This is a genomic window from Clostridium senegalense (genome assembly GCF_018916625.1).
Taxonomy (GTDB): Bacteria; Bacillota; Clostridia; order Clostridiales; family Clostridiaceae; genus Clostridium_J; species Clostridium_J senegalense.
This window is the reverse complement of the sequence record NZ_JAHLNC010000011.1, coordinates 78,607-94,740: the sequence shown is the minus strand read 5'-3', so window position 1 is coordinate 94,740 and position 16,134 is coordinate 78,607. Positions and strand designations below refer to the sequence as shown.

6 protein-coding genes are annotated in these 16,134 nt (G+C 29.0%); 5 read left to right on the top strand and 1 reads right to left on the bottom strand.

Annotation, left to right across the window (positions count from 1 at the left end; translation table 11 throughout):
• The first annotated feature begins 9 nt into the window (after positions 1-9).
• Together KQI36_RS15690 and KQI36_RS15685 are read left to right on the top strand one after the other, a co-directional pair.
• Positions 10-1,416 (top strand): cell wall-binding repeat-containing protein, encoded by a 1,407-nt coding sequence (locus KQI36_RS15690; RefSeq protein ID WP_216451721.1) that lies wholly within the window; start codon positions 10-12, stop codon positions 1,414-1,416.
• A 652-nt stretch (positions 1,417-2,068) separates the two neighbouring features.
• Positions 2,069-4,096, top strand: a complete 2,028-nt coding sequence (locus tag KQI36_RS15685) for a urocanate hydratase (protein WP_216451720.1) — start codon at positions 2,069-2,071, stop codon at positions 4,094-4,096.
• 896 nt (positions 4,097-4,992) lie between these two features.
• On the opposite strand, the gene KQI36_RS15680 is transcribed toward KQI36_RS15685, so the two are convergent.
• Entirely contained in the window at positions 4,993-5,661 is a 669-nt protein-coding gene (locus KQI36_RS15680) for a sigma-70 family RNA polymerase sigma factor (protein ID WP_216451719.1), read from the bottom strand.
• Between the two features lie 585 nt (positions 5,662-6,246).
• Between KQI36_RS15680 and KQI36_RS15675 the strand changes: the two genes are divergently transcribed.
• The 3 genes from KQI36_RS15675 to KQI36_RS15665 all read left to right on the top strand — a co-directional run bounded on the left by KQI36_RS15675 (position 6,247) and on the right by KQI36_RS15665 (position 15,447).
• The gene (locus tag KQI36_RS15675) at positions 6,247-7,104 is read left to right on the top strand and encodes a formate/nitrite transporter family protein (protein ID WP_216451718.1); all 858 of its coding nucleotides are present in this window, start codon (positions 6,247-6,249) and stop codon (positions 7,102-7,104) included.
• A 376-nt stretch (positions 7,105-7,480) separates the two neighbouring features.
• On the top strand, positions 7,481-8,515 hold the full coding sequence (locus KQI36_RS15670) for a hypothetical protein (RefSeq protein ID WP_216451717.1): 1,035 nt from the start codon (positions 7,481-7,483) through the stop codon (positions 8,513-8,515).
• Between the two features lie 3,464 nt (positions 8,516-11,979).
• Entirely contained in the window at positions 11,980-15,447 is a 3,468-nt protein-coding gene (locus KQI36_RS15665; protein ID WP_216451716.1) for a cell wall-binding repeat-containing protein, read from the top strand.
• Positions 15,448-16,134: the final 687 nt, after the last annotated feature.

The window sequence follows — 16,134 nt, the reverse complement described above, 5'->3', positions numbered from 1 at the left end:
TGGTTGATTGTGAATAAAAAAGTAACTTGTTTACTTATAGGTGCTATGGTTACAGGAATGTGCTTTGCACCTATAAATGCGTATGCTACTAATGATAGGGTTACTAGAATAGGTGGAACTGACAGATATGAAACATCTATTGAAATTGCTGAAAAATTTATAGAAGATGAAAAAATAGATGCGGTAATTCTTATAGAGGGAGATGATTATCCAGATTCATTAACTGGATCAATACTTTCTAAAAAATATAATGCCCCAATAATTTCACTTAGGTATTCTCCTAAAAATAGTGTAAAGCAGATAGAATTTATTAAAACGCACTTAAAAACTGATGGAACAATATATTTATTAGGTGGAGAAAAATTACTAACAAATAGTTATGTTGATGAATTTAACAAACTTGGGTATAAAAATATAGAGAGAATTAGTGGAAATGATAGATTTGAAACTAATAAAAAAATAGTAGAAAAAGCTGAGATAAAAGAAGGAACACCTGTTATAATAGCAAGTTCAGAGAAATTTGCAGATGCACTAAGTATGTCATCTATATCAGGAGCTAAGCAATATCCTATATTGTTAACAGACGAATATATTTTATCACCTAGTGCAATTGAACAAATAGGAAAAATAAAGCCTAAAAAAGTATTTATAGCTGGTGGTTTAGAAGCAATAAGTGACGAGATACAAAATGAAATCGACTATATGATAACAAATATAGAAGGAAGTGAAGTCATACGTTTAGCTGGCGAAGATAGATATGAAACATCTATGGAAGTGTTAAATTACTTTAAAGAAGAATTAAATGGTGAAAATATCTTTGTTACTGGTGGAAAAAGTTTTTCTAATGCACTACTAGGAGCTAGTTTGGCAGCAAAAACAGAATCACCAATACTTTTATCAGAATCACAAAGTATAGTCAATTCAAAACCACAATTAGATGATTATAAATCGGTTAATATATTAGGTGGAAAGTTTTCAGTAGAAGTTTTTACAGAGCAAAGATTAAACAATGAAAAGGAATTTTCATTTAAAGCAACATCATTCTACGAAGAAAATGGTAAAAAATACATGATTGGAACTTTTAATAAGTTAAGTAAAGATACTCAAGAAGTAGAGGAATATTGTAGCTTCTATAAGTTACAATCTCATGTAATATATACAGAAGATAGAGAACCATGGATTCCAGATTGCGGTCAGGATATACCAATGAGTACTCCTGTAAAAGTAGAAATTAGTGATAATGTAGAAATAAAAGTAATAGAGGATGAAAAAATAAGTCCTAATAATTTACTTGGAACTAATCCAATAACTTTTGATGAATTAAAAACTAGAACTAATTGGAGTGGACATCCACTATTCCAAGTTGAATTTGAAAATAATAAAATATCAAAAATAACACAAGACTATAGACCTTAAAATAAATTATTAAGAAAAGAGCCAGTACTTGAAATGCAAAGAAGCATATCAAGTACTGGCTCTTTTCTTATTTTGTTATGGGAATAAAATAAAAACAATTAAGGATTAAGAATTTAGAATGAAACTGGAGTTTAGATAGTTAAAAGAATATCTTTAACTAAATTAAAATTTTAGTTAAATACTAAAGAAGTAAATAAAATGAAAATTAAATACTTCTTTAATAAAAATATTAACAAAATAGTAAATATATACTATAAGTTTTAATTACATATCCTAGTAATTTTTTAGATTATGGCTTTATCATGCTAATTTATTAACAAAAATAAATTGTTAACAAAATTTGAACTGAAAAGGAATTTTGAAAATTATAAAGAATATTTTTATATAGGGTTATTAGTCATAAAATATAACATTTTAATTCAAAATGTGTGTTAAGTATATTTAGTAGGATAATATTTAAATATTCTTGTCAAATTTTGCATAATACATAATTCTGAAAAAGATAATAGCTATTATTCTTTATACAAAATATACTGAATCTTTTTAATATTGATTCGAATATGTCCTATATGTGGGGAAATTTTTACTAAAGGATATAATATTTAAATTTATTTATCATATACAGACTAAATTTTAAGGGGGTTATTTTATTATGATGGAAAATTTTAAAATAGAAGATGCAATGGTAATCAAATTAGATGACAAACTACCAGAAATGCCTAAATTTGTAGAAGGAATAAGAAGAGCTCCAGACAGAGGATTTGATTTAAACGAAGCAGATGCAAAACTTGCTGTTAAAAATGCTTTGAGATATATACCGGAGAAATACCATGAACAAATGGCTAAAGAATTCATGGAAGAGCTTGTTACAAGAGGAAGAATTTATGGATATAGATTCAGACCAGAAGGAAAACTTAGTGGTAAGCCTATAGATAACTATAAGGGTAAATGCTTACAAGGTAAGGCTTTCCAAGTAATGATAGATAATAACTTAGATTTTGATGTTGCATTATATCCATATGAACTTGTTACTTATGGAGAAACAGGACAAGTATGTCAAAACTGGATGCAATACAGATTAATAATGAAATACTTAGAAAACATCACAGAAGAACAAACATTAGTAGTAGAAAGTGGACATCCACTAGGATTATTCAGAAGTTCAAAAAAAGCACCAAGAGTTATAACAACTAATGGACTTATGATAGGTATGTTTGATAACGCTGATGATTTCCACAGAGCAACTCAATTAGGAGTAGCAAACTATGGACAAATGACAGCTGGTGGTTGGATGTATATAGGACCACAAGGAATAGTTCATGGAACATTTAACACATTACTAAATGCAGGAAGACTAAAATTAGGTGTTGCTGATGATGGAGATTTAAGAGGAAAAATATTCGTAACATCAGGACTTGGTGGAATGAGTGGAGCTCAGCCAAAAGCTATAGAAATAGCTAATGGTGTAGGCATAGTTGCAGAAGTAGACTATTCAAGAATACAAACAAGATTAGATCAAGGTTGGGTTGCAATGGCATCAGATAACCTTGAAGAAGTAATAAAAGTAGCTCAAGAAAAAGCTGCAAAAGAAGAAACTATATCAATTGCATATCATGGTAACATAGTTGACTTACTACAATACATGGTAGATAACAATGTAAAAATAGATTTATTATCAGACCAAACATCTTGTCATGCCCCATATGATGGAGGGTATGCTCCAGTAGGAATAAGCTTTGAAGAAAGAACTAGACTATTAAAAGAGGATAGAGAAAAATTCAAAGAATTAGTAGATGAAACTTTATTAAAACACTACGAATTAATAAAAATATTAGTAGATAGAGGAGTTTACTTCTTTGACTATGGTAACTCATTTATGAAAGCTGTATATGATGCAGGTGGAAAAGACATAGCTAAAAATGGAGTAGATGAAAAAGACGGATTCATATATCCATCATATGTTGAAGATATAATGGGACCAATGTTATTTGATTATGGATATGGACCATTTAGATGGGTATGCTTAAGTGGTAAAGAAGAAGACTTAATAAAAACAGACCATAAAGCAATGGAATGTATAGATCCAAATAGAAGAGGACAAGACAGAGATAACTACATCTGGATAAGAGATGCAGAAAAGAATAAATTAGTAGTTGGAACTCAAGCAAGAATACTATACCAAGATGCTGGTGGAAGAATGAAAATTGCACTAGAATTCAACAAAATGGTAAGAGAAGGACTAGTAGGTCCAATAATGCTTGGACGTGATCACCATGACGTAAGTGGAACTGATTCTCCATTTAGAGAAACATCAAATATAAAAGATGGAAGTAATATAATGGCAGATATGGCAGTTCAATGTTTTGCAGGAAATGCAGCAAGAGGAATGAGCTTAATAGCACTTCATAACGGTGGTGGTGTAGGAATTGGTAAATCTATAAATGGTGGATTTGGACTTGTTCTTGATGGAAGTGAAGAAGTAGATGTAATAATAAAATCAGCTATGGCATGGGATGTAATGGGTGGCGTAGCAAGAAGAGCATGGGCAAGAAATGAACACTCAATAGAAACATCAATGGAATACAACCAAGACAACAAAGAAACTGACCATATAACAATACCATATATAGCAGATGAAGACTTAGTAACAAAAGTAGTAAAAGAAGCTTTAAAAAAATAAACAAAGCTTTAAAATAAATTCTCACTATGAAAAAACTGGCTATTAGCCAGTTTTTTTATAATTTAAAGAAGTAAATTACAAGTTTAAATTATAAAACTAAGAAAAGTTAAAATTAAGTTTTGCAGCCGTAATAAATTATGCAATTGACAATGGACAATTGACATTTGACAATGATGGAGGAAACTGGACTACCAGTTTCTTTTGAATTAAAAGGAGTAAAATCTAAGTTTGAGAAATAAAACAAACTAAAGATATATTCAAAATATACAGCCGTAACAAATGGGACAGGCGCGAATGGTGTATACCCATAAAATAGAGGGTAACTCTTTAGATTTGGTTACCATAAATAAAAAAAGGTTAGCCAGTCCCCTAAAATAGTTAAAAGTTCAGGAGGAAAGTGACAACCACTTTCTTTTAAATTGTTGGGGACTGGCTTTGAATTTTTAGATATAAGTATAAATTTAGGAGAGCATCAGATGTTAGCGAAGAAAATAAACTTACCGTGCCTGTCCCATTTGTGATGGAGGTAGAATTTTGAGTGATTGCATACTTAGGAGTTTTACTTTTGTAGATTCAAAAATACTTATATAAATAGCTTTCAAAATTAAAGATACACAACAAAATAAAGTTAGATTTATGGTTCACATCCGTAACAAGAAGGACAGGCGTACCAAAGTATATTTTCCATAAGTTATTTTTACGGTGAAATCATAAGATTATCAATAAAACTTAAAGCAATCAAAGCCGGTCCTAAAAAAATACGTTGAGAATTATTAGGAATGAAGTGACTAATAATAACCACAACTATTAACTATTCACTGTTAACTCCTAACTGACAAAGTCCCCCAACTATTCACTCTTAACTAGCAAAGCGTTACAACTCTTAACTAAAAAAGTTACATCAACAAATGTGACAATCTTCTAAAAATCCTATCTTTTCTTCTAAGTAAAGTTCTATAGTTTACTCCTTTAATTTTAGCAAGGTCTTTTATTGTTGCTTGTTCTGTTACATAACAATAATATATCAAATCTCTATCATCTTTAGGTAAATCATTTATCAAGTCGACAAGCTGTTTACCTCTACATTTATTTAAAAAATTCTCTTCTAAATCAAAAGAATCGATAACAGTATCAACTAAAGTTACACCTTCACCAATGGGTGAAGATAAACTGCTTACAGAATTATTTTCAGCTTCCTTTTTTATTAGGGCATTAAAATTTAGTTTAATAGCTCGCATAGTATAGTTTAGGAAAGCCCCTTGACATGGAGTGAAAAATTTAATACATTTAAGCACACTTTCATACCCAACCATGATTAAATCCTCAAGTTCATAACCTTTTATAAAAACACCTTTAGCTAAAGTTACAATATAGGGTTTAAATCCTAATATTAGTGTTTTCTTTGCTTTTTCATCACCTTGTTGAGCAGATTCTAATAGCTTGTCCAATAATTCTTTATTTTTTAATATTTCTATACTTTTGTGATATTTTGAAGAACCATTGTTTTCATTAGCTGCTTCCCTAAACGCCTCCTTAGTTAGTAAATCTTTATCATTTTTACTCATAATGAAATACCTCCAAGAATTTATTTTAGTTGACTAACTAATAAATTAGAAACTTATAAAAGTTATTGTCAAATAAACCTTTATTGTGTTTCTTTATGTATACCTTATCACAACATAATCTAATACTTAATAAATAATTAATTAAAAAAGTGTAAATGGAAATTATTACACAATTATAAAGAACAATTAAAGAAAAATAGAAACTTTAATATAAAAAGATATATATTTTTAAAATACTATATAAAGATAAATTAAATTAAAAATAAATTTTGATTCTATAAAATATTAAATATAGAAATAAAAATTAAATCAATAAATAGATTAAAATTGAATAAATGGAATAATAATGTAAACTTATAGCATTTATACAGTTGACTTTTATATAGCTGCTAAAATATAATGTTTTTTGTCGTGAAAAGATTAAATATGACTAAAAAATGAGATTAAGAAAATACTGTAAAACAATACTTATGAATGATTAATAAATAAGTTTTGAACAATATAAATAAATCATTAAAAAAGTTGTAAAACTTAAAATAAAATACAAACAAATGGATAAAAATGTATTAAAAAGGGGGCAAAGAAATGAGTAAAAATATGTTATCACCACTAGAAGTAACAGAATATGTTGAAGAAGTAGGGGTAAAAAAGGCTAAGAATAAATCAATACAAACTTTATTCTTAGGAATTTTAGCAGGTGCTTATATAGCATTAGGTGCTTTTGGTTCAGCAGTAGCTTCACATAGCGTTACTAATTTTGGGTTACAAAAGACTGTAGCAGGATTAGTTTTCCCAGTTGGATTATTACTAGTTTTAATTTGTGGTGCGGAATTATTTACAGGAAATTGTTTATTATCAGTTGCAGTAGCTCAAAAAAGAATATCAATAAAGGATATGGCTAAAAATTTACTTATAGTTTTTATAGGTAACTTTATAGGAACAGTATTAATAGCACTTCTTGTTTATGGAGCAGGATTATTAGATTTTAATTCAGGGGCAGTTGGAGGATATGCAATAAAGGTTGCCACAGGTAAAGTTAATCTTACAATAACTCAAGCTCTATTTAGTGGAATACTATGTAACATAATAGTTTGCTTAGCAGTTTGGGGTTCTTATACAGCAAAAGATATTTCAGGAAAAGTATTAATGGGATTCATTCCTATATTTGTATTTATAATATCTGGTTTTGAACACTGTGTTGCCAATATGTATTATTTAACAATAGGTTTATTAGCAAAAGGTAACCCAGTGTATGTAGAAGCTTCACATCAAACAGCAGAAAAGTTAGCGAACTTAAATGTAATGGGAGTAATTCATAACTTAATACCAGTAACAATAGGAAATATAATTGGTGGTTCTATTTTAATAGGACTAACATATTGGTTTATATATAAGAAATCTGAAAAAAATAAAGAAATAGTAAAAGAAAATAAAGTAGCATAAAAAACTGGCTAATGCCAGTTTTTTTCTTTAAATTTTTTTAGTTCTGTATCTATTTTGTAACAATACTGATATGTATATGAATTATAATTAATATAATGGGAATATAGATATAAAAATGTAAAAAAATTCAAAGGTGCACATATGTAAAAAAGTTCAAAAAATATTAACATAAATTTCCTTAAAAAAATTGTAAAAAATGTTTTTTTCTTTATTGAATGTACAATACTAAAGGAGTATAATTATCTAGGTTATTCTCGTAATTTGGTAATTTACATATAGTATGAATAAGTTTTCATATGCCTAAAATAATTACATATTAGAGACAGTAATCTTTAATAAAAAATTATTTTTAAAATCGTTTGTTCGGGGGTTGGAAGTGAGAATGAATATTGGAAAAGGACTTAGAAAAAGAATATTTTCAAAAGTTACATTGCTATTAATAGTGATGATAACATTGCTTTTAGTTGGGTGTAATAGTGCAAACGTAAGCCTTTCCGATAAAAAGTACTTGAAAGCAGTATTTGAAAGGCAAAATAAGATTTACTATTATGATGAAAAGAAACAAGAGATAAAAGAATTAGGTGAAAGTGGTACACTTAAAGAATTATTATCAGTAAGCCCCAATAATGAAAAAATTGTTTATCAAATTAAAACAGACGATACTTCCAATAAACAGCCAGAAATTGTTGTAGAGAACTTAAAAAATGGAAAAATAGAAAAACTGCCAATAAACAATGAAGAATTTAAAATCATAACTGACATAAAGTGGATAAATGATGAAAGAATATTAATAAAATCACATATAAATCCGTCAGTACTTGCTTATGGCGTTTATGATGTAAATACGAAAAAAGAAGTAAATTTTGCAAAAGGAAACTCGCTAAACACATATAATGATGGAGATAAACTGTTATATACTAAAGAAGTTAAAGATACAGAAGGAACTAAATCATATATATACATAAATGATAAACTTGTTTATGAATTAGAGAATGAAGATGAGCAAATACAAGAAACAGTTCTTTCAGAAGATTTTTCTAAACTTGCATTTAAAACATTTAAATTTGATATAACAACAGGGGAAGTAACAGATACTATTTACTTGGCTGATTTTGATAAAGAATATAAATTATCAAATATAAAATCAACTACAGTACCACAAGTTATAGTAGGTTCATTAATGTTAGATAAAAATCAATTATATCTATCAAACCATGATGTAACTTATAAAGTAGAAAATGATTTATTCACTGAAACAGATCTAAAAAAACTAGAACTAAATACAGAAAAACCAAAAGAAGAACAATTAGCAAAATTTAAAGAAATTTTAGCAAAACAATTTCCAAAGGAATTTGTTGCTGATTATTTAGAATTAGAAGAATTACAAATATATAATATAAAATTTTTCTAAAATAAAATAAAAGAAGATAAAAGATAATTCTAAAAATTATCTTTATAAAAACTGGCATTAGCCAGTTTTTTTATTTGAAACAAAAACTGTTAACTGTTAACTTTTAACTAGAAAAGTCCCATTTGTGATGGAGGTAACACTAGGAGTAATTGCTTGTTTAAGTTTTTAGATAAAACTATTTACATTAAACATAAATTTTATATTTTCAAAATAATCCACAAAAATAAAACAATTTTTCGGATTATCAACAAAAAGCACATAAAACAAAAGCAAATTGGGGATAAAATTTCAAAAAATACAAATTGAGTGAAAAGTTATTAAATAACATGTGGATAGTTTTAAGTGGATTTTTAGAAATCCACAATAAACAATTAAAAAAATTCACAATGGACAAAGGACAATCAACAAAATTGGAGTTTAGATAGTTAAGAGTTAAAAGTTCAGGAGGAAACTGGACTGCCAGTTTCTTTTGAATTAGAAGGAGTAAAATCTAAGTTAAAGATATAAAACAAACTAAAGTTATATTCAAAATGTAGAGCCGTAACAAATGGGACAGGCACGACTAATGTAGTTCCATAAAATAAATAGTAGCTCTTATAATTTATTAGTTATATAAATAAAAAAATTAGCCAGTCCCTTAGTTAGTTAAGAGTTAAGAATTAATAGTTAAGAGTTGAGGATGAAACTGGAGTGCCAGTTTCTTTGAACTATAGGGATTAAATTCTAGGTTCGAGAGATTAAACTAAACAAAAGCTATATTCAAAGTTTACAGCCGTAACAAGAAGGACAGGTTCATTTAGTGTATTACCATAAAAAACTCTAGTACTCAATAAAACAGGCTAGATAAAAACAAATTACCGAGCAAAGAACCAGTACTTGAGCTGCAAAGCGGCGTACCTGTTAGGTACTGGTTCTTTGCTTATCTTGTTATGGGAATAGAGTATTTGTGGAATTTAGAGTTTAAACGAAGAAAATATCCACAAATGAACCTGTCCCACTTGTTATGGAATAAAAACTTAGAGATATTGCTTGTTTATGTGTGTTGCTAAAACTGGTTATGGGGACCGATTTCGAGCAGTATTGGAGAAAAACTAAAATCAACAAAAGCATCTATCCCAAAGTATAGCAAAGTAGCCAATTACGCGTCTGTCCCTCTTGTGATGGAGACAAAACTTTGGGTGATTAGATATTTAGTTGAGGTAGAGGATTTAAAAAATTGATAATGGACTGCCAGTTTCTTTAATTTTAAGGGAGTAAAATTGAGTTTTAGAGACAAAACAAACTAAAACTATATTCAAAGTTCACAGCCGTAACAAATGGGACAGGCACGACTAATGTAGTTCCATAAAATAAATAGTAGCTCTTATAATTTATTAGTTATATAAATAAAAAAGTTAGCCAGTCCCTTAGTTAGTTAAGAGTTAAGAATTAATAGTTAAGAGTTGAGGATGAAACTGGAGTGCCAGTTTCTTTGAACTATAGGGATTAAATTCTAGGTTCGAGAGATTAAACTAAACAAAAGCTATATTCAAAGTTTACAGCCGTAACAAGAAGGACAGGTTCATTTAGTGTATTACCATAAAAAAACTCTAGTACTCAATAAAAAGGCTAGATAAAATAAATTACTGAGCAAAGAACCAGTACTTGAGCTGCAAAGCGGCGTACCTGTTAGGTACTGGTTCTTTGCTTATCTTGTTATGGGGATAGAGTATTTGTGGAATCTAGAGTTTAAACGAAGAAAATATCCACAAATGAACCTGTCCCACTTGTTATGGAATAAAAACTTAAAGATATTACTTGTTTATGTGTGTTGCTAAAACTGAATAATGGGGACCGACTTCGAGCAGTATTGGAGAAAAACTAAAATCAACAAAAGCATCTATACCAAAGTATATCAAAGTAGCCAATTACGCGTCTGTCCCTCTTGTGATGGAGGCAGAACTTTGGGTGGTTAGATATTTAGCTGAGGTAGATAATTTAAAAAATTGACAATGGGCAAAGGACAATTGATAATGATGGAGGAAATTGGGCTACCAGTTTCTTTTGAATTTAAGAGAGTAAAATCTGAGTTTAGGATATAAAACTAACTAAAACTATATTCAAAGTTTACAGCCGTAACAAGAAGGACAGGTTCATTTAGTGTATTACCATAAAAAACTCTAGTACTCAATAAAACAGGCTAGATAAAAATAAATTACCGAGCAAAGAACCAGTACTTGAGCTGCAAAGCGGCGTACCTGTTAGGTACTGGTTCTTTGCTTATCTTGTTATGGGAATAGAGTATTTGTGGAATCTAGAGTTTAAACGAAGAAAATATCCACAAATGAACCTGTCCCACTTGTTATGGAATAAAAACTTAAAGATATTACTTGTTTATGTGTGTTGCTAAAACTGAATAATGGGGACCGACTTCGAGCAGTATTGGAGAAAAACTAAAATCAACAAAAGCATCTATCCCAAAGTATAGCAAAGTAGCCAATTACTCGTCTGTCCCTCTTGTGATGGAGACAGAACTTTGGGTGATTAGATATTTAGCTGAGGTAGATGATTTAAAAAATTGACAATGGGCAAAGGACAATTGACAATGATGGGTGAAACTGGACTACCAGTTTCTTTTGAATTTAAGAGAGTAAAATCTGAGTTTAGGATATAAAACTAACTAAAACTATATTCAAAAGTTACAGCCGTAACAAGAAGGACAGGCGTACCAAAGTGAAATTTCCATAAGTTATTTTCAAAGTGAAATCGAAAGGTTATCAATAAAATCCAAATTAATCAAAGCCGGTCCTAAAAAAGTACGTTTAGTATTAATAGGAGCATAGCGAGTAGTAATAACCACAACTCTTAACTATTCACTCTTAACTTTTAACTAGAAAAGTCCCATTTGTTATGGAATAAAGATTTATAATTATTCATTACTTAGATTTTTAAATAACTTCTTAAAAATTAAAAATGATGGTTGAAATTGAACTTCAATTTCTTTAAAATTTAATAGATTTTCTTCAATTGATAGAAATAAGAAATATGTCGAATAATGTCTTGCAAAAACGAGTAAATTGTCGAAATATATTAAAATATTAAAAAATAATTAAAAAACAATAATTAAATTTAAAATATTTTGTAAACATCATTGACAATAGATAAAAATTCTGCAAAAATACAAAATATACAAAAAAATAGATAAATTTTCGTATAAATATAAATTTTTATAAATAAATATTTATATGAAAAAAATTCTAAATATTAGAAAAAAAGAATTACAAATCATAAAAAACTTCCATCAGGCTATGGTATGGTTAATTAATTCTTAGGCATAACTATTAGAGTATAACTATATATTGTGTTAAAAATTTAAAATTCTAGGATATTGTTGTAAAGATTATTCAACATGAAAAATCATAAGGCTATATTCTATGTAATGCCAAGAATATTATATAAAATAACAGAAAAGGGGAGTAAAGAGAATGAAAAAAAGTTCAAGAGTAGTTTCAACTTTATTACTTGGTGCTACAGTTGCATCTGCAAGCACAGGAGTATTCGCAGTTGAATCAAACAAAGTAATTCAAGAAAAATTAGCTGGAGAAACTAGATTTGAGACAGCAGTTCAAGTTAGTGAGAAATTTGGAGAGGCAGAAACAGTAGTTTTAGTTAACTACACTGGAATAGCTGACGCATTAGCAGCAACACCACTTGCTAAAATGAAAAATGCTCCAATATTGTTAACAGAAGCAGGAAGTTTAACAAAAGCTACAGCTGACCAAATAGAAAAATTAAAAGCTAAAAATATAATAATCATTGGAGGAACTACAGCAGTTTCAGAAAATGTAGAAAAGCAATTAAAAGAATCAGGAAAAACAGTTGAAAGAATAGCAGGAGAAGATAGATATACTACAGCAGTAGAAGTTGCTAAAAATATGGGTGATGTTGAAAAAGTTGCTGTTGTTAATGGAATAAATGGTTTAGCTGATGCACTATCAATAGCAGCACCAGCAGCAAAAGAGGATATGGCTATAATTTTATCTAATGGACAAAATGTAGAAGAAGGAAAAGAAATTGTAGACAAAGCAAAAACAAAATATGCTGTAGGTGGACAAACTGTTCTTTCAGATGAACTAGTTAATAAAATTGGTGCAGAAAGAATAGCAGGAGACAATAGAAACGAAACTAATGCAGAAGTTTTAAATAAGTTTTATAGTGAAACTGAGTTAGATAAAGTATATGTTGCTAAAGACGGTGTAGGAAGTGCAAATCACACTAGTTCATTAGTTGATGCACTAGCAGCAGGTCCGTTAGCAGGCAAAGAAGCAGCACCTGTAATGTTAGTTGGTTCTGAATTAGCTAATAGTCAAGAAGCATACTTAAAATTAAGAACAGCTCAAACATTAGTAGAAGTAGGTAATGGAATAAATCAAAACTCAGTACAGGCTATAATAAAAGCTCTAGAAGTTAAAGATGTAGAAGAAGAAGCAAAAATAGTATCTGCAAAAATTATAAATGCTGGACAGATTCAAGTAAACTTTAATAAAAATGTGGATAAAGATTCAGCTGAAACAATAGACAAATATACTTTGAAAGGCAGTGAAGACGGAAATCTAGTAGTTAAATCAGCTAAAGTTAAAAATGATGGAAAAGCTGTTATACTTACTTTAGATGAAGGTAAAACTTATAAAAATCAACAAAATATTGATATAAAAGTTGAAAATATTTTAGCTGCTGATAAAGTAGAAAAGTTCCCTAAATTTGAAACAACAGAAAGACTACTTGATACAGAAGTACCAGTAATAAAGGAAGTTAAACAAGTAGGACCAAGACAATTTGATTTAGTATTTAACGAGCCAGTTAAAGAAGGAGCTAAATTCGATATACAAATAAAACAAGGAAACAATGTATACACAGTAGCAAATAAAGAATTTAATTATGCTGAAAACACTGTAACAATAAATACAGGAGTAGACTTAGCAGATGGAGCTTATAATTTACAAGTAGGTGAGGGATCCTTCGTAGATTTTGTAGGACTAAAATCAGATGCTATGGAAAAAGAATTAACAGTTAAAAAAGATACTTCTGAAGTAGTTATGAGTGAAGCAACTTCAATTGGAAACGTAGCAACTATAAACTTCAATAAAAAAGTTAAAAACTTTACAAATGCTAATGTAAAATATTACTTAGATTATGTAAATGAAGCTAATGAATTTGTTGGACAGGTTCAAACAGCAGAGGGAACAACTGATAAAATAGATGTTAAATTTAATAAATTAATAACTCCAGGAAAGCATAAAGTTATTGTAAAATATGCAGATGAAAATGAAGTTAAAATAGAAGACTTATGGGGAAATAAATTAGCATCTGGAGAAATAGCATTTGAAGTTGAAAATGATACTACAGCGCCAACAGTATCAAAAGTTGAATACAAAGATAGTAATAAAATAGAAGTTGACTTTAGTAAAAATGTTAAAGGTGCAGACGATACAAGTGCTTATGAACTTAAAAACTCTAAAGGTGAAAAAATAGCTATATCAAATGTTAAGTATGATGCAAGTGCATATAAGGCAACTTTAACAGTTGGAAAAATTGAAGGAGTTCACAATTTAGTAGTAAAAGGTGACAAAATCACAGATACAACAATAAATGAAAATAAATTAGCAGAAGCTTCATTTGAAATAGTAGCTCCAGATAAAACTCCAGCAACAATTAAAAAAGCTGTAATCGGTGGAGAAAATCAAAATAAAATGACTATAGAATATAGTGAAGCTATGAAAACTAGTGGATCAGGTTCAATACTTGATAAGTCATTATATGAAGTTAAAATTGGAGGACAGTGGATTAACTTAAATACAATAGATGATGCTAAAATCGAATTAATAGGTTCAGATTCATCTAAAGTTAAAGTAACATTACCAGAAGAAAAACAATTAGATGCTACAACACCAGTAAGAGTAGGACCAGTTCAAGACTTAGCTGGAAACACTGCACCAATAGGTGAAACAGTAACAATAGAAGCTGTGGAAAAAGATGCAGTAACTATAGAAGATGAAGCTAATGTAGTAGATAAAAATAAATTAGAAATAATCACAGAAGCAACTATAAAAGATGTTTCTAAAATAAAAGTTACAAAAGATGACGATACACAATTAAATATAGCAAGCTATGATGTATCTAAAACTGACGAAGGAAAAACAAAATTAACTTTAACATTTACTAAGGTTGATAATAATGATAACTTTACAACTAATCCATCAGGAAACATAAAAGTTAAATTTGAGGACGGAGCAGCTATTACAGAGCTTGGAACAAGCAAAGGATTTGATGACTTTAAAGCATTAGCTTTAGTTGATAAAATATCTCCAGAGTATGTAAAAGATTCTGCAAAAGCTATTAAAAATGCTGAAGGAAAATTAGAAACAGTAGAATTATCATTCTCTGAAAAATTAAAAGGCGTAAATGAATTCTCTTTTGAAGTAGAAGGGTTCAAAGTAAAAGAAGCTGCATGTGATGAAAATGGAAAAGTTATATTAACTTTAGACACTAAATCACAAGAAGAAGCAACTAATTTAGATAAAGTTGTTGTAAAACAAGTTGCTAAAATAACTGATGCTAATGATAATGAAATAAAAGGATTTACAGCAGAAGCAAAAGTTGAAGCAAAAACTGAAGAAGCAGTAGTAACTACAGTAGAAGTTGCTGGACAAAGTAACATAACAATTCCAGGAGCAGATAATGTATCAGAAACATATATTGCTACAGTAAAAGATCAAAATGGAGCAGCAATGACTGGACAAAATGTAGTATGGTCAGTAACTTCAGCTACTGGAGTAACAATTAATCCATCAACAGGAGAATTAACTGTAGATAATACAGCTATAGCTGGAACAGTAACAGTAACAGCTACAGTAGGAACAGTTACAGGAACAATCACAGTGACTTTAGCATAAAAACATATAAACTTACCATAAATTTATCATAATTAAAGTTAACACAATATCCTATTAGGTTTTACTCCCTAAAGGGTAGTTATTAAATATAATAAATAAAAAAGAAACCCAATGATTAAAAATCATTGGGTTTCTTTATGCTGGAAATAATTATGAAAGAAATTGGAGGTTGATTAGTTAATAGTTAAAAATTGAAGGTGAAACTGGAGTTTAGTTAGTTAAAAGTTAAGAGTTAATAGTTAAGAGTTCAGGATGAAAGTGGTAACCACTTTCTTTTAAATCTAATCATATAATTTGCTTTGCAAATTTATATAAAAAAGTACGTTTAGCATTACTATGAACGAAGTGATTAGTAATAACCATAACTGCTAACTATTCACTATTAACTTTTAACTAAAAAAGTCACATTTGTTATGGAGCCAACACTAGGGGCAATTGCTTGTTTAGAAATTTTACTAAAACCCAAATAGGGGTACTGGTTCTTTACTTATCTTATTATGGGAATAGAGTATTTGTGGAATCTAGAGTTTAAACGAAGAAAATAGACACAAATGAACCTGTCCCTCTTGTGATGGCGTAAAAGTTTTGGATAATCACTTGCTTAGGTTTTTAGATGTCTTCTTAGAAATTAAAAATGATGGTTGAAACTGAACTTCAATTTCTTTGAACTTCAATAGATTTTCTTCA